The following is a 22,756-nucleotide window of genomic DNA, read 5'->3' as shown; positions in this document are numbered from 1 at the left end:
GACATGGCCGGCAATCTGCAAAACGCCAACTCGAACGACATCACCAGCGTGATCTCCACGCTCGGTCAGCGCGCCGGCAGCCGCGCGGGCGGCGCCAAGACCGAAGCGGTGGCGGGCCCGAAGCGCGCTGCGATCCTGATGCTGGCGCTCGGCGAGCAATATGGCGGCAAGATCTGGTCGCTGCTCGACGACGACGAGGTGCGCCAGCTCTCGCTGGAAATGTCGACACTCGGCACCGTCGAGGTCGACACGGTGGAAGACATGCTGCTCGAATTCGTCTCGCGCATGTCGGCCTCCGGCGCGCTGATGGGCAATTTCGACGCCACCGAACGCCTGCTCCAGCAATATCTGGCGCCCGAGCGCGTCAACGGCATCATGGACGAAATCCGCGGCCCTGCGGGGCGCAACATGTGGGAGAAGCTATCCAACGTGCAGGAAGAGGTCCTCGCGAACTACCTCAAGAACGAATATCCGCAGACCATCGCGGTGGTGCTGTCGAAGCTGAAGCCGGAGCATGCCGCGCGCGTGCTCGGCATCTTCCCCGAGGACCTCGCGCTCGACGTCGTCAACCGCATGTTGAAGATGGAAGCGGTCCAGAAGGAAGTGATCGAGAGCGTCGAGAAGACGCTGCGCACCGAATTCATGTCCAACCTCTCGCAGACCCGCCGCCGCGACGCCCACGAGGTGATGGCGGAAATCTTCAACAATTTCGACCGCCAGACCGAAACCCGCTTCATCACCTCGCTGGAAGAGGACAATCGCGAATCCGCCGAACGCATCAAGGCGCTGATGTTCACCTTCGACGACCTCGTCAAGCTCGATTCCGGCTCGGCCCAGACGCTGATGCGCAACGTCGACAAGGACAAGCTCGGCGTGGCGCTGAAGAGCGCCAACGAGGACGTCCGCAACTTCTTCTTCGGCAACATGTCTTCGCGCGCGGCCAAGATGCTGCAGGACGACATGGCGGCGATGGGCCCGGTGCGCCTGCGCGACGTCGACGAGGCCCAGGCGCTGCTGGTCAACCTCGCAAAAGACCTCGCCGCCAAGGGCGAGATCATGCTGACCAAGAATCGCGCTGACGACGAGCTGGTGTATTGATGGGCGCTCCCGCCAAATTCCTGTTCGATACCGACTTCGCCGCGCCCGACCGGACGCGCGAGAAGGCCGCGACTGCGGCCGAGATGGCGCAGAAGGTCGCGGAAGCCGAAGCGCGCGCCTATCAGGACGGCTTTGCCGCCGGCCAGCGCGAAGCCAAGGCCGAGAGTGACCGCCGCGTCGCGCTTGCCATGGAAGAGATCAACATCGGCATCCGGGGCATCGCGGCGGGCATCGGCAATATCGAGAGCAAGATGGAGACCGAGGCGGTCGACGTCGCGCTCGCGGTGGCGCGCAAGCTCTGCGCCGACCTGGTCGCCGCCGAGCCGCTCGGCGAGATCATGGCGCTGGTCAAGGACTGCTTCTCGCATCTGGTCGCGACGCCGCATCTCGTCGTCCGCATCAATGACGCGCTCTATGAGAGTGCGCGCGAGAAGATCGAGCGGCTCGCCAAGCAGAGCGGCTTCGAAGGACGGCTGGTGATCCTGGCCGAGCCCGAAATTGCCACCGGCGACTGCCGGATCGAATGGGCCGATGGCGGCGTCGTGCTGGAGCGCAGCGCCATCGCGGCCAAGATCGACGACATGGTCGGACGCTATATCGCGTCCCGCAGGGGGAATTAAGCCATGAGCGACAACGACGGACAGGTCCCGCTGCCCGACCTCAACGGCCCATTGCCACCGACCGGCGCCGAGGTCAGCTACAACGAGGACGAATATGCCTCGCGCGTCGCCGCCGACCTCGAGGCCGTCTTCGACGTGCCGGTGCAGGTCTCGGCCGTGCTCGGCCGCTCGAAGATGGACGTCGGCGAGCTGTTGAAGCTCGGACCCGGCACCGTGCTGGAGCTCGACCGCCGCGTCGGCGAGGCCATCGACATCTACGTCAACAACAAGCTCGTCGCCCGCGGCGAGGTGGTGCTGGTCGAGGACAAGCTCGGCGTCACCATGACGGAAATCATCAGGACGGAACGCGGCTAGCGCACGCACAGGAATAAAGCGCGGCAGCGCGAACAGACGGACAGGAGACTGACATGCGGCTTCTCATCGTTGGCACATTGAAGGGCCAGCTCACCACCGCCACCAAGATCGCGATGGAGAACGGCGCCACCGTGACCCATGCCGAGGATCACGAGCAGGCGATGCGCGTGCTGCGCGGCGGCAAGGGCGCCGACCTTCTGCTGGTCGACGTCGCCCTCGACATCCGCGACCTCGTGATGCGGCTCGAGGCCGAGCACATCCACGCCCCAATCGTCGCCTGCGGGATCACCAACGACGCCCGCGCCGCGGTCGCCGCGATCCACGCCGGCGCCAAGGAATACATTCCGCTGCCGCCGGATCCGGAGCTGATCGCCGCGGTGCTCGCCGCGGTGGCCAATGATTCCCGCGAGCTGATCTATCGCGACGAAGCCATGGCGCGGGTTGTCAAGCTCGCCCAGCAAATCGCGGGCTCCGACGCCTCGGTGATGATCACCGGCGAATCCGGCACCGGCAAGGAAGTGCTGGCGCGCTACGTCCACACCCGCTCGGCGCGCGCCAAGCGCCCGTTCATCTCGATCAACTGTGCCGCGATCCCCGAGCATCTCCTGGAATCCGAGCTGTTCGGTCACGAGAAGGGCGCCTTCACCGGCGCGATCGCCCGCCGCATCGGCAAGTTCGAGGAAGCGACCGGCGGCACGCTGCTGCTGGACGAAATCTCGGAGATGGATGTCCGCCTGCAATCGAAGCTGCTGCGCGCTATCCAGGAGCGCGTGATCGACCGCGTCGGCGGCACCAAGCCGGTCCCGGTCGACATCCGCATTCTCGCGACCTCGAACCGCAATCTGGCGGACGCCGTGCGCGAAGGCACGTTCCGTGAGGACCTGCTGTTCCGCCTCAACGTCGTGAATTTGAAGATCCCGCCGCTGCGCGAGCGTCCCGCCGACATCCTGGAGCTCGCCCAGCACTTCGTGAAGAAATATGCCGAGGCCAACTGCGTGCCGGTGCGGCCGATCTCGACCGAAGCGCGCCGCGTGCTCTCCACCACCCGCTGGCAGGGCAACGTCCGCGAGCTCGAAAACACCATGCACCGCTCGGTGCTGATGGCGCAGGGCGACGAGATCGGACCCGATGCGATCCTCACCCCGGACGGCGACCGCCTCGACCTCGCCAAGACGGTGCCGGCGGTGGCGCACGCCACCATGGCCGCGGAGCAGGTGACGCGGGCGCTGGTGGGACGCACCGTCGCAGACGTCGAACGCGATTTGATCCTGGAGACGCTCAAACACTGCCTCGGCAACCGGACCCATGCCGCCAACATCCTCGGCATCTCGATCCGCACGCTGCGCAACAAGCTCAACGAGTATTCCGACGGCGGCATCCCGATCACCCCCGCCGGCACGCCCGGCGAATATCCGCGCATGCCCGCGATGGGGTGAGCGCTGATCTTCAAGCTCCACGTCCGCAAAGGGCCCGGAGCGCGGGAGCGCTCCGGGCCTGATCATGTCGCGATCGGTCCGAGTTACTTGCCCGGCGGGACGTAGGAGCTCGCGAGCTTCGCGGCCTTTTCCGCGATGCTCTTGAATTCACCCATCTTCCAGGCGCGCACGGTTTCGATCTTGGAGATGGAGCCACTGGCGGCGGCGACCATTCCAATCGCAATAGCATCGGAGCCGTCGGGAAACTCCGTGACGAGGACAGCATCGTGCTGACCAGTCGTCATGAAGGCTCCCTGGAGCTTTCCGCCAGCCTTTTCGACCAGCGCACCAATGACTGAGGTACGATCGATCGGCTTGTCGACCATTCCCTTGATGCCCGCGTTTGAGTACGAGACGTACGAGATGAACAACGGCATGTTTCTCTCCGTTGAGGTTACAGCGACGACAATGCAGTCTTGCAAAAGAGCTCTGAAACGAGCGCAAGGCATTACCTGCCGACGGCATGCGAGCTGCCCTGAAAAAATCGAGCTTCGGACTTCGGCACATCCAACTGGCAGCTTGAGCTGACTATAGCCGACTCCACAATGCAGCGCGAACGGTAAGCCAAGCCTACCCATTCGAGCCTCGACTATTCCGCCGACCGGGCAACTCTGCTTCGATGGGCCGCGGTCGGTGAGTGAAGCAGTTCACAATCAAAACACATCAAGACAGCTAGAGTCCTCGCGCAGCGCGACATGACGTCGGCCAGAGCCGCATCGGCCTCGCGAAACGTCCTTCGAAATCGAAAGGGCACGCCATGAAATACTCGTCGTGGACCATCTCCCGCTTGTCGCTGATTGTAACGCTGATCGTAGCCTCGACACCGCTTGCGCGCGCCGACGTGATTATGGATTGGAATGCTAAGGCCGACGCGATCGCTGCCGAGAAGCAAATTCTGCCAGCACCGCACAGCCGCGCCTTATCCATGATGCACATCGCAATGTTCGAGGCGGTTAACGCGATTGATCGCCGGTACGCGCCCTACAAAATCTCCCTGCCCGCGGATCGTTCGACCTCGCGGGAAGCTGCGGCAGCAGTTGCGGCTCACGACGTGCTGCTGTCGATCTATCCGGACATCAAGCCAGATCTGGATGCGACGCTGACGAACTCTCTTGCGCCGATTGCCGATGGCGAGTCCAAGATTGCCGGCATCAATCTAGGACAAGCGGCTGCGATGCAGATCATCGAACTTCGTGCCAACGATGGCAGCGCCGCTCCGGAGACTTACCGCCCCCTGACGACACCGGGCGCCTACGTTCCGACAACCGTCCCGCTTTCCTCGACCACGGGCGCGACGACACCGTGGGTCATGGCGTCCGGATCGCAGTTTCGCCCGGGACCGCCGCCGGCGCTTGGTTCGGAGGTTTGGACCCGGGACGTTAATGAAATCCGCGAGGTCGGTAGCCGAAGCAGCCCGACCCGGACCCCTGAGCAAACGACGATCGGTCGATTCTGGTTCTTGGTCGGCGCCCGCACCTACAATCCGATCGTGAGGCAGGCAGCAATGGCCAAGGGCATGGATCTCGTGGACTGCGCCCGACTCTATGCGTTGACGTCAATTGCGGGCAACGACGCCATCGTCGCCGTGTTCGAAGCCAAGTACCATTACAATTTCTGGCGGCCGATAACGGCCATACGCAACGCCGATCTGACGTCGAATGCGTCGATGCCTCGCGATCCGTCCTGGCTACCGCTGGGGGAAACGCCGATGCACCCGGAATATCCGTGCGCTCACTGCATCGTGTCGGCAGCGATCTCGACCGTGCTTCAGACTGTCGTTGGAGATTTCGGCGAGTTCTCGTTGACGAGTCCGACTGCACCGGGGGTCACACGCAAGTGGTCGCGACTTCAGGACTACAGCGACGAAGTTTCCAACGCCCGCATCTGGGCCGGCTTTCACTACCGGTTCTCGACCGAAGTCGGCAAGGACATGGGCCGAAAGATCGGCGCATTGACCGTCGCGACGCAACTTCGCGGTGTGGAAGCGATGGCGGAACCGAAGCGTTAAGCGGTCGCACGACTTCGCCCCTGCGTCACCCGACGCGCGTTTCTGCGCACAGCACCCGCGTTCGGCGCCTACCTCATCGCCGACGAGGGCTCTATAAGCGCAGCATAGCATCAGTTGGGGGGACAGTGACGATGTCGGAGACACAAATCACGGATTGGCTGGCGTCACAGCGGCAGGCGATGATCGATCTGCTGCGCGAGGTCGTGAACATCGATTCCGGGTCCTATGACAAGGAAGGCGTCGATGCGGTCGGTGCGCGGTTCGAGCGGCACTTTTCCGAGCACGGCATTCCCTCGCGCAGGGAGAGCCACGGCACGTTTGGCGACGCACTCCACGCGGACATCGCAAAGCCCGGCAGCAACGAGAAGCCGGTGCTGTTGATGGGGCACCGCGACACCGTATTCGGCAAGGGTGAGGCCGGACGTCGCCCGTTCACGATCAAGGACAAGCGCGCCTATGGGCCGGGCGTCGCCGACATGAAGGCCGGGCTCGTCATGAACATCTTCGTCGCCACAGCCTTCCACAAATTCGGGGGCAACCCGCATCCGATCAAGCTGCTGATCACCTCGGACGAGGAGATCGGCTCGCCCTCGTCGCGGCCCGTGATCGAACGCGAGGGGCGCTCTGCGCGCGCCGTGTTCAACTCCGAGCCGGGCCGCCCCACCGGCAATGTCGTCACCAGCCGCAAGGGCGGCATCTTCATGCATATGGCCGTCACCGGCAAGGCAGCGCATTCCGGCGCCAATTTCGCCGCTGGTATCAGCGCGATCGGCGAGCTCGCGCACAAGATCATTCAGATCCACGCGCTGACCGACCTCACCAAGGGCATTACGCTCAATGTCGGCCTCATCTCGGGCGGCCAGTCGGTCAACACGACGGCGCCTTATGCCGAGGGCCAGATCGACATGCGCTATGTCGATCCCAAAGACCGCGCCACTGTCATGGCCGAGATCGAACGGATTGTCGCGACGCCTTACGTGCCCGGCACCAGTGCTGTGCTGACCATCAAGGGCGAGTTCGTGCCGGTGGTGCAGAGCGAGAGCTCGAAGGCGCTGTTCGAAAATTATCAAGCCGCCGCAAAGCAGGCCGGCCTCACCACGCTGCAAGGTGAGTTCTCCGGCGGCTGCGCCGATTCCGGCTTCACCGCCGCGGTCGGCACGCCGACGATTTGCGGTGTCGGGCCGGTCGGCGGGCTCGCCCATTCGCCGGAGGAATATCTCGAGCTTGACAGCATCGTGCCGCGCGCACAGGCGCTAGCGCTGGCGATCTTGCGGGGGTGAAGGTGCGCTGATCTCGTATGGTGGGTTAGCCGAAGGCGTAACCCACCACTTCTGTCTCCGCGGATACCAAAGAGGTGGGTTACGCTTCGCTAACCCACCCTACGAATCCCGTCACGAATAACTCGGCGCGTCGGGCTTGCGAAAAATGTGGATGGGATCGCCCGGCACGAACGGCTGGCCGCGGAAGGTCGCATAGGCGTAGAGCGCGAGATATGCGATCGCCAGCGCGCCGACGGCATAGAAGGCCCAGGTCCCGACGCGCTTCATCATCTCGCTCCGTTGCTCCCCAACACGGGAGGCTCAGGAACGGCTTCTAGAGCGATGATGGGGAAAAGGCCAGCCTGCGGCGATCAAACGCCGCGGCTGCTGCGCGCGGGAACGCTGACGTCCGCAAGCCTCGCCGCGTCCTCGTCCTGATCCACCGCCACATACTGACCGTGCCAATAAGCGAGCGCGGCCGTTCGAGTGGAGTTCTTGATGTCCCTGACGCGGCCGATGACGATGCCGTGCGAGTGGCGTTCGACGATCTCCTCGACCTCGCAATCAACGGCAGACAGTGCGCCGACCAGCAGCGGAACGCCGGAGACAGCCGTGACCCACTGGGCGCCGGCGAAACGATCGGCCCCCTTCAGGCCCCCCTTGCCGGCAAAGCGTTCGGCGACATCGAGCTGATCGGCTGCGAGGATGTTCACGCCGAAGGCACCGTAGCGACGGATCAGAGGGAATGACGAGGCATCGCGGTTGATGCTGACGATCAGCGTCGGCGGATCGACCGATAGCGATGTTACGGACGTAACCGTCATGCCGGTGATGTCCTTGCCCCGCCCGGCGGTGATGATGCTGACGCCGCCGGTGAGATGGCGCATGGCGCCGCGGAAATCGGCGGACGAGACGGGTATTTCGGTCATGAGCTCGCGAGGGACTACATTCATGGCATGCTCCCCGAGATGGGGTTCCTCTTTATCTAGGTACGATCGTCCGCTGACAATAGGTGGCTCAAAATCGAGCCCTCGAGGCTCGCAAGCTCGGCGGAGCCGCGTTCGCGCGGCCGGGCGGTGTTAACCATGACGTCGTGGGCGATCCGGCCCTCGTCGATCACCAGCACCCGGTCGGCCAGTGCGACGGCTTCGGCAACATCGTGGGTCACCAGAATCGCGGTAAAGCCCTGGTCGCGCCAGACCCGCTCCAGCAGCCGTTGCATCGAAATCCGGGTCAGCGCATCGAGCGCGCCAAGCGGCTCGTCGAAGGCGAGCACGCGCGGACGGGAGACCAGCGCGCGGGCGAGCGCGACGCGCTGCTTCTGTCCGCCCGACAGCACTGATGGCCACTGGTCGCGCTTGTCGGTCAACCCGACCTCGGTCAGCGCCTTCTCGGCACGCGCGTGCGCATCGCTGGACGAACGATCGCGGCCGAGCCCGACTTCGACATTGGACAGCACCCGCGCCCAGGGCAGCAACCGCGGCTCCTGGAACATCACGCGGATATCCTCGGGCTGGATCGCCGCATCGCCGAAGCTGATGCTGCCGGCGTCGATCTTTTCCAGGCCGGCGATGAGACGCAGCAGCGTGCTCTTGCCGCAGCCGCTCTTTCCGACGATCGCGACGAACTGGCCCGCCGGAATGTGCAGATCGATGCCGCGCAACACCTCGTTGTCGCCGAAGGATTTCTGGAGGCCGCGGATGCTGAGCGGCAGGCCGCTCACATGCAGCGGCCGCTCCTCGCGCGCCACGCGGGCCGCCGGCGCAAAGTTGGCGCGGCTGGCGAGCTCGGTTTCCGGAAGGGAGGTCCGAAGGGCTGTCTGCATGTCACTCTCAGCGTTTCTGGAAAGCGGGGTGCCAGGAGAGCGTCAGGCGCTCCAGCACGCGGGAGGCGCTGTCGGCGAGCTTGCCGAGCAGGGCGTAGATCAGGATCGAGAGCACGACGACATCGATCAGCATGAATTCGCGCGCCTGCATCGCCATGTAGCCGAGGCCTGAGGACGCCGCGATGGTCTCGGCGACGATCAACGTCAGCCACATGATGCCGAGCGCGAAACGGATGCCGACGAAGATCGAGGGCAGCGCGCCGGGGAAGATGACGCGGCGGAACAATTCGCTGTCGCTCATGCCGTAGATGCGGCCCATCTCGATCAGCTGCGGATCGACGGTGCGAATGCCGTGCAGCGTGTTGAGATAGATCGGGAAGAACACGCCGAGCGCCACGAGAAACAGCTTTGCGCTCTCGTCGATGCCGAACCACAGGATGACCAGCGGGATCAGCGCCAGATGCGGCACGTTGCGCACCATCTGCAACGTGGTGTCGGTGAGTTTTGCGGAGAGCTGCGACAGGCCGTTGGCGAGCCCGAACGCAAAACCGATGCTGCCGCCGATCAGGAAGCCGATCGAGGCGCGCCAGAACGAGACCCAGATGTTGCGGATCAGCTCGCCCGACAGCAGCAGCTTCCAGCCGGCGAGCGCCACATCGCTCGGCGCCGGCAGCACGCGCACCGGGACGAAGCCGGTGACACTGGCCACCTGCCAGATCGCGACAATGGCAAGCGGCACGATCCACTGGACCAGGCCGTCAACGCGCGGCAGGCGGAAGTTGCGTGGAAGCGAAACGCTGTCGATGAGGCTCATGATTGCGACACCCGATGCTGCGGACGGTAATCGCTACCGACCGTCTCGCCGAAAGGACCGCCATTGAAGTGCAGCTTGGTCACGTTGTTCGGCAGGTCGAGTGAGAGCAGCGGGAACACCAGCTCAGCGAAGCGATAGGCTTCCTCCAGATGCGGATAGCCCGACATGATGAAAGTATCGATGCCGATATCCTGATACTCCTTGATACGCGCGGCGACCGTCTGCGCGTCGCCGACCAGCGCGGTGCCGGCACCGCCGCGCACCAGGCCGACACCGGCCCAGAGGTTCGGCGCGATCTCGAGCTTGTCGCGCTTGCCGCCATGCAGCTGCGCCATGCGCTGCTGGCCAACCGAGTCCATCCGCTCAAAGTTCTTCTGCGCGGTGGCGATGGTGTCGTCGCTGACATGCTTGATCAGCTCGTTGGCGGCCCGCCAGGCTTCTTCGTTGGTCTCGCGGACGATCACGTGAAGGCGGATGCCGAAGGACAGCTTGCGGCCACGTGCCTCCGCGGCTGTCTTCACCCTCGCAACCTTCTCGGCGACCAGCGCCGGCGGTTCGCCCCAGGTGAGGTATTTGTCGACGGCGTCGACGGCGACGTCGATGCCGGCATCCGACGAACCGCCGAAATAAAGCGGCGGGCGCGGCGACTGCACGGGATGGAACAGCAGTTTGCCGTCCTCGATGTGGATGTGCTTGCCCTCGACATTGACGGTCTTGCCGGCGAGCAGGTCGCTATAGACGTTGAGAAACTCGCGGGTGACCTCGTAGCGCTCGTCATGGTCGAGGAAAATGCCGTCGCCCTTGTTCTCGACGGGATCGCCGCCGGTGACGACGTTGATCAGAAGCCGGCCATTGGTGATGCGATCGAGCGTCGCGGTCATGCGGGCCGCCACGGTCGGCGATTGCAGGCCGGGACGAACGGCGACGAGATAACGCAGCCGCTCGGTGAACGGTGCGACCGAGGAGGCGACGACCCAGGAATCCTCGCAACTCCGTCCCGTCGGCAACAGCACACCGAAATAGCCGAGCTGATCCGCCGCCTGCGCGACCTGGCGCAGATAGTTGAAATTGACCTCGCGGCCGCCGATGCCGGTGCCGAGATAGCGGCCATCGCCGTGGGTCGGCAGGAACCAGAGGATGTTGGCGTTGGATTGCTTGCTCATGTTCCTGGCCTCCGCGCCACGTCGGAAATCTTGATGAATTTGGGGATCAGGTTGAGGGCGAAGAATGCGTCGGCAACCTGCTGCTGATCAGCGATGACGGCATCGGTCAGCGGCTTGATGCCGTAGGACTGCCGCTTCAGCGCGACCTCGACCACCGGGACGGACAGGCCGATCGCCGGCGCCAGCTGCTCGGCCACCGCGTGGATATCGCCCTTGGCCCAATCGTCGACCGAGCTCAGCTCAGTGAGCACGGCGTCGACGATCTTCGGGTTGGCGTCGAGGAATTTCTTCGAGGAGAAATAGAACTGGTAGTTGGCGACGGTGTCGGTGCCGTCAGCGAGCGTGCGCGCGCCGGTCGCCGCTTCCGCCGCAGCCTGGAACGGATCCCAGATCACCCAGGCATCGACCGCGCCGCGCTCGAAGGCGGCGCGTGCATCGGCCGGTGCCAGGAACACAGGCTCGATCTCGGAATATTTGACGCCCGCCTTCTCCAGCGCCTTGACCAGGAGATAGTGAACGTTGGAGCCCTTGTTGAGCGCAACCTTCTTACCCCTAAGATCGGCGACCGATTTCAGCGGGCTGTCCTTCGGCACCAGGATCGCCTCGCCCTTCGGCGCCGGCGGCTCGTAGGCGACATACTGGATCGGCGCACCGGCGGCCTGCGCGAAGATCGGCGGGGCCTCACCGGTGTTGCCGAAATCGATGGCGCCGACATTGAGCGCTTCGAGCAGCGGCGGCCCGGACGGAAATTCAGTCCACACCACCTTGTAACCGTCAGCGGCGAGCTTCGGCTCCAGCGTACCCTTGCTCTTTAAGAGCACCAGCTTGCCGTATTTCTGGTAACCGATGCGGACCACCTTGTCCTGACCGTAGGAGGTGCCGACCGCAGCCGCGACGATGCCGATCGAGAGCACGATCGCCGCGATCAGACGCTGAATGATACGCCTCATGTTCAAACCTTTTGAAATGGGGAGGTTGGTTGGCACGATCAGGTCGCCGTGCTGCGCCAGACGATGTCGCGGATGACGACAGGCTTCGGAATGAGGCCGAGCTTGTAGAAGCGGTCGGCGACGCCCTGCTGGGTCGCGACGATGTCGTCGGTGACGGGGCCGATCACGAAATTCGCGCGCTCGGCCGCGACGGCCTGGATGTCGAGGGGCACGCCGGTGATCGCGGCCAGTGACCTGGCGACCTCGTCGCGGTGCTGTTCGGCCCATTGACCGGTCGCGGTGGTGACGTCGACGATCTGTTGCAGGATCGCGCCGTGGTCCTTCGCGAACTCGCGGTTGGCGATGTAGAAGGAGTTGGTCTTGGTGACCTCGCGCGCATTGATCAGGATGCGGCCGTTCTGCCTGGTCTCGCCGATCGCGAAATAAGGATCCCAGATCGCCCAGGCCTCGATGCTGCCATTGGCGAAGGCGGGACCGGCATCCGGCGGCGTCAGATAGACCGGGGTGATGTCGGCGTAGGTCAGGCCCGCCTTCTCCAGCGTCTGCACCACGACATTGTGGGCGCTCGAGCCCTTGGTGAAGCCGATGCGCTTGCCCTTCAGGTCCGCGATCGAGCGGATCGATGAATCCTTGGGCACCAGAATGCCCTGGCCGTTGGTGATGGGCTGGCCGGCGGCATAAACGATCGCCGCGCCCGCGGCCTGGGCGAACACCGGCGGGGAATCGCCGACCGCCCCGTAATCGACGCTGCCGACATTCATTGCCTCCATCATCGGGGGGCCTGAGGAGAACTCGACCCATTTCACGTCGATGCCTTGCGGCGTGAAATGTTTTTCTAGAGTAGCCCGCTGGCGCGTGATGACCAGCACGCCGGTCTTCTGGTAGCCGATACGAATTTCCTTCACCGCGCCCTGCGCGCTCGCGCGCGGAGCAAACGCCGCTGCGGCCGCGGTTCCAGCGAACAGTTTCAGAAAATCACGACGCTGCATTCCAAACTCCCGGCCGCAGGCGGCCGTCATCATTCATGTCCGGGGAATGATGGTGCGGGGCGGGAAAGCTGTCGAGACGTGCGGGAAAATAGCGATGCATGCACTGCCCTTGTGGCAGAGCGCATGATTAATCTTTCAAACGGCGGAGCGAATGAAGATGGAATTTTTCTGCACGCGGATGTGAACGCCGCGCGGATCCAGCCCCAGACTCGCGGCCGGAACAAAAAGCGCGAAAACAACCCCATGCACAGTAGCCGGGGCGTGCAAAAACAATCGAATACGAATTATCCGAAATAAATTTGACACGTCGGGCAAAACAGGCGCAGGATGGCATGATGGCGGCGTTCGGATGGACCGCCCGCGCCGCGCTACTGCAGCCACCGCACCGGCAAATTCTGCAAACCCCGGAACGCCCAGCCGCCGATCCGCACCGGCTCGTCATCGGCAAGCTCGATTCCCTTGGCACGCGCAAACACCGTCGGCAGCGCGACGTCGGCAATCATCGCGCGCGAAGCCCAGGCGCCGGCGCAGAAATGCGGACCGGCACCGAAGGCGACGCTCTTGGAGGTATCACGCCGCACGTCGAACTGGTCGGCGCGCTCAAAATGCTTCTCGTCGCGATTGGCGGAACCGAACATCAGGAACACGCGCTCGTCGGTTTCGAACGTGACGTCGCGGATCGACCACGGTTTTGCGATGCGCCGCGGCGACATGCCGATCGGCGAGATCCAGCGCGCGTATTCCTCGAAGGCCTCGAGCCAGGTCACCTCGCCCTGCTCGCCCTTGCGCACGAGGTCGAGCTGATCGGGATGCGTCAGCAGCGCCCACACGGTGCCGGCGATCGCCTTGCGCGGCTCGTTCTGGCCGCCGGAGATCGCAAGCTTGACGTTGGCGCGCACGCTCTCCATCGGCATGTCGGAGGCGAGCAGGACGCCGAGAATGCTCTGATCGGGATGCTTGCGCATCACCGGCAGGATGTCGTCGATCGCAGCATCGATGCCTGACGTCGCAGCATGGCAGCGCGCCTCGACCGCGGGATCGCCGCCGTAATTGGCGATGCCCTCGATCATGCCCTGCGACCACCCATCCATGTCGGCGAAGCCGATATTGGTAAGGCCGGTGATCGACTTCAGGCACTCGCCGGAGAACGGCAGCGCGAAGTCGCGCATGAAATCGATCCGGCTGCCGGGCTGGATGCCTTCGATGATGCGATCGGCGTGCGCCTGGAACAGCGCGGTCCAGTGCGCCTTCACCGTCTTCGGCGACACCGTCGGGAACATCGCCCGGCGCTCGATTTGATGCGCATCGCCGTCCTTGCGCATCATGTTGTGGCCCATCAGCCGGTTCATCAGGCCGGCGGGCTGGTGCGAGGAGAACACGTCGATCTGCTTCTCGGAGATCGAGATGTCGTCGCGGCTGGTCAGCAGCGTCGAGCCGAGCTGCGGCACGAAGGCGATCGGCGCCTCCTTGCGCATTTTTGCAAGCATCGGATAGGGGTCGGCCCAGAACGCGACAGGGTCGATGTCGATGCGCGGCGCGGTGCTCAAGGCGGTCTTCCCTGGATTCGCGTGTGATCCGGGCCAGAATAGCGAACTCAGGTGCCGACGTCTGTCCCTAGCGATAGGGACAGACAATATCAGGGGGTGTCTCCGCGGGTCGGGTGCGCGCGCGCACGATGGCGGGTCCACATGGCCCACGACAGCTGAGACCGACAAACGCATGAGCGACGTGTTTAAGGGCCAACAGCGGCCCCGCTCAGCTACCTCATATGAACGAGTAAACGGGCGGGGCTGGCGGACGGCGAGCAAAAGGGGCGTTGGCTTCACCCCGTCCCCTGGCCAGTCGGCGGAACCACATACAACGTCAGCGCAAAGACCGCGTAGATGAAGATGAGCAGGGCGCCGACGAACCAAGCCGAGCGCCCGCTGCTCGTAATGAAGCTCGCCGTCACGGTCGCAATCATCACCATGGTGACGGCGCCCGGCCAGAACTGCAGACTCATCGGTGACGGTCCGACGACATAGCTGAGCAACACCAGCGCGGGTGCGACGAACAGCGCGATCTGGGAGGCGCTGCCGAGCGCGATGCTGACGCTCATGTCGAGGCGGTCCTTGCGCGCCGCAGAAGAGGCCACGGCAAACTCGGCGGCGGCGCCGACCAATGAGACGATGATGAAGCCGACAAAGGCCGGGCTCATTCCGAAAGTTTCCGCCGCCTTCTGCACGGACTCGACAAAAATCTCGCTCACCAGTGCAACCAGCACGGTGACGACGAGCAGCGTGCCGACCGCAAGGCCAATCGGCCAGTGTTCCTCGCCCTCGCCATGCTCGGCGCTTGCGAACAATTCCTTGTGAGTCTTCAGCGAGAACAGCAGGCCCAGCGCGTAAGCGATGATGAGCAGGATGGCGAGACCGACGCTGAGCCTCCGCATGACGGCCTCGCCCTGCACGAGATCGAGGTCGGCGACGGCCGACGGGGCGAGCAAGGCGACGGTGGCCATCAGCAAGAGACCGGAGTAGAGCCGCGCGCCGGCACGGTTGTATTCCTGGACGTGATAGCGCAGGCCGCCGAGCAGCAGACAGGCACCGAGCATGAACAGGGCGTTGGTGACAATCGCGCCGGCAATCGACGCTTTCACGAGCATGTACTGGCCGGCGCGCAGCGCGGTAATCGCAATGATCAGCTCCGTTAGGTTTCCCAGCGTCGCATTGAGCAGCCCGCCGACGGCATCGCCGGTCTTGGCGGCGACCGCTTCGGTCGCGTGGCTGAGCAGGGCGGCCAGCGGCACGATGGCGAGTACCGAAAGCACGAAGAGCAGCGTATGGGAATGCGGTGCGACCGTTTCCGCCACAAGCACGGCCGGCACGAAGATCAGCATCCAGAGCACCGGGGTGCGCCGGATTTCGTTGAGCAGACTTTTCATGCGGACGCCATCTCCATACTGGATGCGATGGCGGAAGATTCGGCCCCCGTCGCGGGACCGGCATTGATCTGGCTCAACACGGGCCCCCAGGCTGGGAAGGGCATCCTGCAGCCCGTTTTTCGCCATCTCCCGCAGAAATGTCGGCGTTGGGTCTTGGCCGTGTAAAAACGTCCTAACAGGGTCGTTAGCCTGAAGCCAAAACTGGGCCGGCCTCAGGCCGCGACCGCGGCGATCAGCGGCCTAATCCCGAGGATATTCATTGCTCGGGTCAGATTGTAGGCCAGAACCGAGAGCGCCATCTCGGAGGCTACCCTTGGCAGAGTTTTGGTCAGGAAGTGCGTCGCTCCCATGCGTGCCTTCATCGTGCCGAACGGATGCTCGACGGTCTCGCGACGAAGGCGCATGGCGAGCGGGTTCGCATCGAGCCGCTGCTGCACGGCATCGAGTAGATCCTCGTGCTCCCATCGCGTGATCCGGCGCTCTGACCCGGGCGTGCACTGGGGTTTGATCGAACAATTCTTACAGGCGTTGGTCCAGTAGCGCCGCAGCATCTTGTCGGCTTCTTCGTTTGTATAGCGATACGGCAATCGCTCCCCGGCCGGACAACGATAGGCGTCTTCCTCAGGCAAATAGACGAAGTCCTGCTTACCGAAGCGTCCGTCCGACTTGGCGCCCGAAGTCATCGGCTTGGGTAGAGTTACCGTGATGCCGGCCTCGTGGCAGGCGAGGATCTCCGGGCTGCTGAAGTAGCCGCGATCGGCAACGGCCTCGAGCGTCTCAGTCTTCAGAACAGCCTTCGCCTGCATGGCCATATTGGCAAGTTGTGCCCGATCTGAGCCGCTGTTCGTCACCTCATGCGCGACGATCAGGTGATGGTCGGTATCGACGGCGACTTGGACATTGTAGCCGACAACGCCGGATCCGCGGCCGCTGGTTGCCATCGAACGGCTGTCCGGATCGGTCAGGGAGATTTGCTGATCCGGCGAAGCAAGCATCTGCTTCTCGTAGGCGGCAAGCTTGCCCATCTCCTCCTTCAACTTCGTCAGCTTCTCGGTAAGCCTCGTCACCTTCGCCGCCAGCGCCTCGCTCGGCTCCTGTCGGTCGGCTGTGTCAAGTTGGCTCAGATAGCGCGCGACGCTCTCCTCCAACTGAGCGCGACGCCGCTCCACCTTCGCGCGCGTGAAGTTCCTGTCCCGGTTGTTCACGGCCTTGAACTTGCTCCCATCGATGGCGACGCTGGACGTCGTGAGAAGACCCATCCCGCGGCAGAGCTCGACAAAGCGCGCACATACCTTGCGCAGCGCCAGGCCGTTGTCCTTGCGGAAGTCCGCAATCGTCTTGTGATCGGGAGCGAGCCGACCCAGCAGCCACATCACCTCGACATTGCGCCCGGCCTCTCGTTCCAGCCGCCGGCTCGACTGCACTCGGTTCAGATAGCCGTAAATGTAAAGCTTAAGGAGAACCGAGGGATGGTACGACGGCCGACCGGTGGCCGCCGGCTCCGCACCCTCAAAGCCCATCTCAGCCAAACTGAGCGCATCGACAAATCCGTCGATCACGCGAACTGGGTTAGTCTCATCAATGAAGTCATCGAGGCATTCGGGCAACAGCGTCCGCTGCCCACGATCCGCCTCTTCAACGAAGCGCCTCATCGATTCCCCCAAAAGAATCACAGGAGAATCATAACAGCAGCTCGCCGTTTTCACACAGCCAGGGTCAAGATGCGAAAAAACTCAACGTGAGCAAATTCAGTCAGCTAGCCCCATTGAACGAACCTGAATGAGGCCTGCTGCCACTTCGCTTGCGGGCCAAAGTCGGAAGTCAATCGGCGTGCGCATTCAAGTCCGGCACGTCACTAGCGCTTGGCTTGGTCCTCCCAGTCCTCCCACTCCACATCATTGCTTTCCAGGTAGCTGGAAACGGCCGCGCCAATGGTTGGGAAAAAATATTGCTCGCCAAGCTGCGAGAACAGTCCGAATCTCTTCAGCTTGTCCTTTACTGGATCTTTCAGTTCAGCAAAGCACAACTCGATACCCTTAGCGTGCAACGCCTTGTCCAATTCGGCGACTGTATCGCCGGCGGAGACGTCCACGCTGGTGACCGGCTCCGCCGCAACGACCAGCCAGCGTACGGGCGTCGGCGATTTTGCCACGGCGTCCAGTACGCGCTCCTTGAAGAATTCAGCGTTGGCGAAGAACAGAGGCGCGTCCCACCGAAACAGGACCAGCCCGGGGATTCGTCGTGCATCCGGATATCTTGTGATGTCGTGATAACCTTTGACGCCGTGGGCGCGACCCAACACGGCGGAGTGGGGGCGCCAGCCGTCCCATAAGAACTCGGCGATGGCGATGGCGATTGCGAGCCCAATCCCTGGAATCACTCCGAATACGGCCACACCGACAAAGCAGACCATTGCTAGCCAGAACTCCCACTGCTGAATCCGATAGATTCGTTTGAGGTCGGTGACCTCAAACAAGCCGATCGCAGCGGCGATGACGACGGCCGCCAATGCAGCGGAGGGCAAATGCTGAAGCAGGTTTGGTGCCACCAGCAGAAGGACGGCGATGGCAAGCGCGCCGACGACGCTGGTTAGCTGGGTACGGGCGCCGGCGGCTTCGGCAACCGGAGTCCGCGAAGAGCTGCTGCTGATCGGGAAACCTTGAAAAAAGCCGGTTGCCAGATTGGCGGCGCCAAGCCCGACCATCTCCTGGTTGGGATCGACATGAGTGCCCAACCGTGCGGAATAGGAACGCGAAAGTACGCTGGTGTCCGCAAACGAAACCAGGGCGATGGCACACCCGCCGACCAGTACCGGGACGATATCGCCGAAGGTGATCCAGATCCAGGGGATTGCGAAACCTGGCAATCCCTCTGGAAGGGGACCAATGACCGCCACGCCGTAACGGCTGCCGAGATCAAGCGCGCCGACGAGCGCGGTCGCCGCAACTACCGCGATCAGAATGCCCGGCAGCCGCTTGCTGTCCTTGAGCAGCAGGATGACCACCAGCGTGCCGAGCCCAATCCCGAATGCGACCCAGTTTGTCTTTCCTTCAAGGATTGCATCGGCGATCGCCCATAGGTCCCGCAAAGGTCCTTCGCTCCGGATTGAGAAACCGAAGAACTTTGGCAGTTGGCTGATCAAAACGGTCAACGCAATTCCGTTCATATAGCCGTAGCGTATCGGCTTGGAGAGCAACTCGGTGACAAAACCCAGGCGCGCGACGCCGGCTAGAATGCATACCGTCCCCGAAACGATCGCCATCATGGCAGCGAGCGTTGCGGCGCGAAGAGGATCGCCACCAGACAGCGGAACGACAACGCCGAGGATGACAGCTGCCAGCGCAGAGTCGGGCCCCAGCACGAGGATGCGGCTAGGGCCGAACAACGCGTAAACCAACAGGGGTACGATCGTTGCGTACAGACCGTAGATGCCAGGCAAGCCCGATGCTACCGCGTAGGCAATTCCAACCGGGACCAGCATCGTCGCAAGGACGAGTCCAGCGAAGATATCGTGCGGAAGCCACGCCGTCTCATATCGATGGAGAGTTTCGATTCCAGGCAGCCAGTGGATCCAACGCCTCATTGGCGACCACTCCCAGATCCGGTCGGACTCGCTCGCCACACGTCATGCGTTGGCTGCGTTGTCCCGCTTAGAACCAAGTCAGGCCGTCCATCCTTCGGCAAGCGGAAAAGTCAGGAAACGCTATCCGCACCGGCTGACCAGTTCTAATGACTGGACGCATAAGGAAAGGATCGGCGCCCGCAGGCACGTTCATCGCAATCACAACGGCGGCAGCGATTATTAAAAGGCGGATCACGATACACCTCGGAAACAATCCCTTGTGAGTGGGGCTGAGCATTCGGGCAGAATTCGGGACGCGCCTGCTTCGGGCCACGAGGCGACGATCACATGAACGACGTTCGTTATGGACCGGAAGCAGCGATCGCAACGGCGCGAGCGGCGGGCGTTCCGTTGACCACTATGTCTATGCCGACAAATCGTCAGACGCTCTTTCGCCTCCGGATTGCCGGTTTCGGAATACCATGGTACAACCTGGAGCTGACGGGATGGCTTTTCCGTCCCGCATTTGGGGAGCTGTCTCATGAAATTGTCTTCAGGCTTCGCCGTGCCGTCAGCCGTCGCTATTTTGTCAGCCGTCTTGCTATGCAGCGCAAGCGGTCCGGCAATGTCGCAACCCACAACCGGCTCCTCGCTTCCCGCCGTCTCGGTCGAAGCACCGAAGCAGATGGCAAAACCAACGATTGCGTCACCGCGCAAGTCAACGACATCGACAGCCCACCGGACATCCGGCTCGTCAACCGCGCAAACGTCAGTCTTCGCGCCGAATACAGCATTGGGGCGGCTTGCCAGGCTGGAGAAATCCGCCAGCACTTGCAACGGCGGCTGCGAAACAAGTTACAGGGTCGGCAACGCGCCCTGGGTTGGATGTAGTCAGAGTGGCGACCCTTGGATCGGAAGTTTCTCGTCGACGTGCCGAGACACACTGACCTATAACACCTACGCGCAGTGCATCGACACCAAAACCTTCCTGGGCGCAACTTCCAGGGAATCGCGGTGGCTTTGCAGCAGCCTGATGGCCTCGGGCAAGTTGGCCGGCGAAAATCGAGTCGCCGAAATCAAGGGCCGCCACTAGTCCACGCCGCCCGAGACACAGGATCGCATGGCTCGACGGATTTCGAGCCATGCGCAATGCCCGCTTCGGATCAGAAGCGGTGGTCGATCCAACGCCCCCTAACGTCGCGTCTTCCCCGGATAGCGGAAGTGGCGCAGACTCTTGCGATGTTCAGCCGAGAAGCTGCCCCCGCGCGAAATGACGCGATAGGCTGGCTTCCGACCAAAGAAGCTGCCGTCAACAACCCGGCCAAGATTCTACCGACGGTCCGGGAACTGCCACGCAGGCTGATGATCGATCATGCCTGGTACAATGCGTCATACTTTGCGGTGAGAATCGCTTCAAACAAGCGGCCAAGCTGCAGAGGCGAAACGACTCGGCCTGCATCTGTATCGACCCTGTGCACCAAGATGAGGTCCTGCTCCGGCAGTACCATCATCACATGACCACCGGCTCCTTGAGCACTGTAGCCGGGAGGCATGATCGTTGCCGGGAAATGGATACCGTCGCGGACCACCCACCACATGTAACCATAGGCTCCGGCCGGGCCCGCATCTGAGTAGGGTTGCACACTGAGCTTCACCCATTTCTTCGGCACCACCTGGTGACTGCCCCAGCGTCCGCCACGGAGGTAAAGCAGCCCAAACCGCGCGAGATCCCTGGCCGTGAGACGGAACGGATAGGCGCGGTGGATGCTCTTTTCGAGTTCCACGTAATCGCCGTCCTTCGCGTCTGGCCCATAGCGAAAATCTTCCATACCGCAGGGTATGGCGATCCGATCCCGGAAGGCCTCATACAAACTAAGACCGGCGCATTGCTCGAATATCGTGCCGAGCGCGTTAAAGTCCCAGTTGTTGTAGCACCAGAACGTTCCTGGACCGTGGCTGTGACGCGCTTCCCGCCTTGCGATCATCAAAGCGGTTTCGTACCCCGTCGGATGGAAGACACCGGAGCGCGCCATGAGCAGCGAATTTATGGACGCCAGGCGCTCGCGATCGGTCAATCCCTCCTTGTCGTCGATTCCGAGTGACGCAAGAGTGGAAGACAGATCAATTTTTCCTTCAGCAATGTAGATGCCGAACAGAGCCGACAAGAGGCTCTTACGAATCGAATGACACATGAAGCGATGAGCGACCGCGCCCGTCCGATGAACGACCGCTCCGCGTTCGATAATCATCAGAGCAGCAGTCCCAATCTCATCCGCGATTGCGTCTACATGAGCGAGCGCGTTTGGGGACCAGCCCGCGGCCTCGGGCAGTGTCATTTGCCAGATCGGCTCCGGCCACTTTTCCTCGTTTCCAAGCCCGTCCACAAGACACCCCCTCGACCTTCGCGGAAATCCAAGAGGCGGCCCGGATACCTGCTCCAACCTTACCCCCGTTCAATGTTAGCTGGTGGCGGTTCTGCCTACTAGCTCAGAGCGAGATGCACGGAGCGCGGTCAGGTGTCCGCTTTACCCCCGGAAGCAGAGATCGCGGACTTCGCGTGCCCTCAGTTCAGGCGACCAGGCTCCGCGAGCAGGCGCAGCACGATTCCAAACAATTCGTTCTGCGCGGAAATGCCGAGCCGCTCATAGGCGCGCTTGCGGTAGGTCAGGGTCGAATGCAGGCTGATGCCGAGCGCCTGCGAGATCGCCTCGGATGAGAGACCGAGCAGGATGCGGCAGCAGACTTCCTGCTCGCGCGGCGTCAGCGCGGAGAGCGGCGCGCGCGTCGCAAACAGCGCAGCGAGATTCTGGTCAGGCGTTGCAGTCGCGGCCTGCTGGAAATGACGCGCGACGCTGGCGCCAATCGCCGGCGCAATCGCCTGCAGCCGCGCACGCTGGGCGTCGCTAAATCGGCCCTGGGCCGTGATGCGATAGAAATTGACGTAGAAGCAGGTGTCGCCAGTCCAGATCGCTGTCGCGCATTTGTCGACAATGTTGGAGTCGTTGAAGAAGATTTTCCGGTAGCGCGCGCCATACATGCGCGGCGCGAACGACGGCAGCACGATCGGCCCGCTGCCCTCGCCTTCGAACAGTGCATCACGATTGGGATCGGATTGGTGAAACTGCCCGGCATAGGCGGCGCCGAGATCACCGCCGGTCGGGATGTTGCCGACATCGAGCAGGCAGCTCGCCGCGCCGGCGCGCGTCAGCGCAAACACCATGCAATGGCCGACGCCAGCCTGCCGGCGCAGCGTGTCGATGAGGATGTTTGGGAAGTCCGGACGGCCAATGGCGAGCACCGCGGGCGTGACGTCGCCAGCCGCCAAGCCTGAGCCTGTCCCGTGGGGCCGCATCGTCCTCTCCCTGCCGCGTTTTGCCGAAACCTATCAGCAAAGGCGGCGGCGCGGAAGGCGGCCCTACCCCGCCGCAGCCTTCACCGGGGCGACGTTGATCGTGAGCTTGCCGTAGCGGTCGGTGTGCGGTCTATTCGCACACCATAGCGCGCCGATAACGCCTGTAAACGTAGTAGCAGTCACTGTCGGGGGAATAGCGTGAGCCACTATAGGCGTAGGCGGCGTAAGCGCCTGCGGCATAGGCGGCGCGATAGCCGTGTCGGGCTTCGCCATAGCGGCCGTAGCCTCCGACGCGGCCCGAGGCCATCGATGTGGCGCGAGTAGCGTTCGCCACCGCCGGTCCGCCCCGCCCGGCCCCGGCCAG

At 63.2% G+C, this 22,756-nt stretch carries 22 protein-coding genes; 7 read left to right on the top strand and 15 right to left on the bottom strand.

Annotation, left to right across the window (positions count from 1 at the left end; all coding sequences use genetic code 11):
• The first annotated feature begins 3 nt into the window (after nucleotides 1–3).
• The 4 genes from fliG to flbD are packed head-to-tail and all read left to right on the top strand — an operon-like array spanning nucleotide 4 to nucleotide 3,508.
• On the top strand, nucleotides 4–1,098 hold the full coding sequence (fliG, locus tag FXB40_RS04620) for a flagellar motor switch protein FliG (protein WP_148771021.1): 1,095 nt from the start codon (nucleotides 4–6) through the stop codon (nucleotides 1,096–1,098).
• Nucleotides 1,098–1,718: a FliH/SctL family protein gene (locus tag FXB40_RS04615; protein WP_148771020.1), complete on the top strand. Its 621-nt coding sequence runs from the start codon at nucleotides 1,098–1,100 to the stop codon at nucleotides 1,716–1,718. Before fliG ends, FXB40_RS04615 begins: the two co-directional genes overlap by 1 nt.
• Nucleotides 1,719–1,721: 3 nt before the next feature.
• Complete coding sequence (gene fliN, locus FXB40_RS04610) at nucleotides 1,722–2,072, top strand: flagellar motor switch protein FliN (protein ID WP_148771019.1); 351 nt, start codon at nucleotides 1,722–1,724, stop codon at nucleotides 2,070–2,072.
• Between the two features lie 53 nt (nucleotides 2,073–2,125).
• Nucleotides 2,126–3,508, top strand: coding sequence for a sigma-54-dependent transcriptional regulator FlbD (gene flbD / locus FXB40_RS04605; protein ID WP_148771018.1), 1,383 nt, complete (start codon nucleotides 2,126–2,128; stop codon nucleotides 3,506–3,508).
• Between the two features lie 83 nt (nucleotides 3,509–3,591).
• On the opposite strand, the gene FXB40_RS04600 is transcribed toward flbD, so the two are convergent.
• Nucleotides 3,592–3,924: a GYD domain-containing protein gene (locus FXB40_RS04600; protein ID WP_148771017.1), complete on the bottom strand. Its 333-nt coding sequence runs from the start codon at nucleotides 3,922–3,924 to the stop codon at nucleotides 3,592–3,594.
• Between the two features lie 380 nt (nucleotides 3,925–4,304).
• Between FXB40_RS04600 and FXB40_RS04595 the strand changes: the two genes are divergently transcribed.
• On the top strand, nucleotides 4,305–5,555 hold the full coding sequence (locus FXB40_RS04595; protein ID WP_148771016.1) for a vanadium-dependent haloperoxidase: 1,251 nt from the start codon (nucleotides 4,305–4,307) through the stop codon (nucleotides 5,553–5,555).
• A gap of 131 nt (nucleotides 5,556–5,686) precedes the next feature.
• Nucleotides 5,687–6,835: a M20 family metallopeptidase gene (locus FXB40_RS04590; RefSeq protein WP_148771015.1), complete on the top strand. Its 1,149-nt coding sequence runs from the start codon at nucleotides 5,687–5,689 to the stop codon at nucleotides 6,833–6,835.
• Between the two features lie 111 nt (nucleotides 6,836–6,946).
• Here FXB40_RS04590 and FXB40_RS47670 read toward each other — a convergent pair whose 3' ends face one another.
• From FXB40_RS47670 to FXB40_RS04540, 11 genes are all read right to left on the bottom strand, one after another.
• Entirely contained in the window at nucleotides 6,947–7,102 is a 156-nt protein-coding gene (locus FXB40_RS47670) for a hypothetical protein (protein WP_187436669.1), read from the bottom strand.
• A gap of 83 nt (nucleotides 7,103–7,185) precedes the next feature.
• Nucleotides 7,186–7,767, bottom strand: a complete 582-nt coding sequence (locus FXB40_RS04585) for a flavin reductase family protein (protein WP_148771014.1) — start codon at nucleotides 7,765–7,767, stop codon at nucleotides 7,186–7,188.
• A 32-nt stretch (nucleotides 7,768–7,799) separates the two neighbouring features.
• The gene (locus FXB40_RS04580) at nucleotides 7,800–8,639 is read right to left on the bottom strand and encodes an ATP-binding cassette domain-containing protein (RefSeq protein ID WP_148771013.1); all 840 of its coding nucleotides are present in this window, start codon (nucleotides 8,637–8,639) and stop codon (nucleotides 7,800–7,802) included.
• A 7-nt stretch (nucleotides 8,640–8,646) separates the two neighbouring features.
• Nucleotides 8,647–9,453, bottom strand: coding sequence for an aliphatic sulfonate ABC transporter permease SsuC (ssuC, locus tag FXB40_RS04575; protein WP_148771012.1), 807 nt, complete (start codon nucleotides 9,451–9,453; stop codon nucleotides 8,647–8,649).
• Entirely contained in the window at nucleotides 9,450–10,616 is a 1,167-nt protein-coding gene (gene ssuD, locus FXB40_RS04570; RefSeq protein ID WP_148771011.1) for an FMNH2-dependent alkanesulfonate monooxygenase, read from the bottom strand. Before ssuD ends, ssuC begins: the two co-directional genes overlap by 4 nt.
• A complete protein-coding gene (locus tag FXB40_RS04565; protein ID WP_148771010.1) occupies nucleotides 10,613–11,566 on the bottom strand; it encodes a sulfonate ABC transporter substrate-binding protein in 954 nt (317 codons plus the stop codon). Before FXB40_RS04565 ends, ssuD begins: the two co-directional genes overlap by 4 nt.
• A 38-nt stretch (nucleotides 11,567–11,604) precedes the next feature.
• Nucleotides 11,605–12,555 carry a sulfonate ABC transporter substrate-binding protein gene (locus FXB40_RS04560; protein ID WP_148771009.1) on the bottom strand — a complete coding sequence of 317 codons (951 nt, stop codon included), beginning with the start codon at nucleotides 12,553–12,555 and terminating at the stop codon, nucleotides 11,605–11,607.
• A 368-nt stretch (nucleotides 12,556–12,923) separates the two neighbouring features.
• Complete coding sequence (locus FXB40_RS04555; RefSeq protein ID WP_148771008.1) at nucleotides 12,924–14,102, bottom strand: cytochrome P450; 1,179 nt, start codon at nucleotides 14,100–14,102, stop codon at nucleotides 12,924–12,926.
• A 275-nt stretch (nucleotides 14,103–14,377) separates the two neighbouring features.
• Nucleotides 14,378–15,478: a calcium/proton exchanger gene (gene cax, locus FXB40_RS04550; RefSeq protein WP_148771007.1), complete on the bottom strand. Its 1,101-nt coding sequence runs from the start codon at nucleotides 15,476–15,478 to the stop codon at nucleotides 14,378–14,380.
• Nucleotides 15,479–15,690: 212 nt separating this feature from the next.
• Nucleotides 15,691–17,130 (bottom strand): IS1182 family transposase, encoded by a 1,440-nt coding sequence (locus tag FXB40_RS04545; RefSeq protein WP_148771060.1) that lies wholly within the window; start codon nucleotides 17,128–17,130, stop codon nucleotides 15,691–15,693.
• Between the two features lie 203 nt (nucleotides 17,131–17,333).
• The gene (locus FXB40_RS04540; protein ID WP_148771006.1) at nucleotides 17,334–19,061 is read right to left on the bottom strand and encodes a SulP family inorganic anion transporter; all 1,728 of its coding nucleotides are present in this window, start codon (nucleotides 19,059–19,061) and stop codon (nucleotides 17,334–17,336) included.
• A gap of 327 nt (nucleotides 19,062–19,388) precedes the next feature.
• Between FXB40_RS04540 and FXB40_RS04535 the strand changes: the two genes are divergently transcribed.
• Nucleotides 19,389–19,931, top strand: coding sequence for a hypothetical protein (locus FXB40_RS04535; RefSeq protein ID WP_148771005.1), 543 nt, complete (start codon nucleotides 19,389–19,391; stop codon nucleotides 19,929–19,931).
• A 479-nt stretch (nucleotides 19,932–20,410) separates the two neighbouring features.
• Here the strand turns inward: FXB40_RS04535 and FXB40_RS04530 are convergent, their stop codons facing one another.
• The 3 genes from FXB40_RS04530 to FXB40_RS48995 form a co-directional block, all read right to left on the bottom strand.
• Complete coding sequence (locus FXB40_RS04530) at nucleotides 20,411–21,424, bottom strand: serine hydrolase domain-containing protein (RefSeq protein WP_246207369.1); 1,014 nt, start codon at nucleotides 21,422–21,424, stop codon at nucleotides 20,411–20,413.
• Nucleotides 21,425–21,603: 179 nt separating this feature from the next.
• Entirely contained in the window at nucleotides 21,604–22,392 is a 789-nt protein-coding gene (locus tag FXB40_RS04525; protein ID WP_148771004.1) for a helix-turn-helix transcriptional regulator, read from the bottom strand.
• A gap of 130 nt (nucleotides 22,393–22,522) precedes the next feature.
• On the bottom strand, nucleotides 22,523–22,726 hold the full coding sequence (locus FXB40_RS48995) for a hypothetical protein (protein ID WP_246207367.1): 204 nt from the start codon (nucleotides 22,724–22,726) through the stop codon (nucleotides 22,523–22,525).
• Nucleotides 22,727–22,756 lie beyond the last annotated feature (30 nt).

Source organism: Bradyrhizobium rifense (assembly GCF_008123425.1).
GTDB classification, from domain to species: Bacteria; Pseudomonadota; Alphaproteobacteria; order Rhizobiales; family Xanthobacteraceae; genus Bradyrhizobium; species Bradyrhizobium rifense.
The sequence above is the reverse complement of the archived record's forward strand: the minus strand, read 5'-3'. Positions and strand labels throughout refer to the sequence as shown.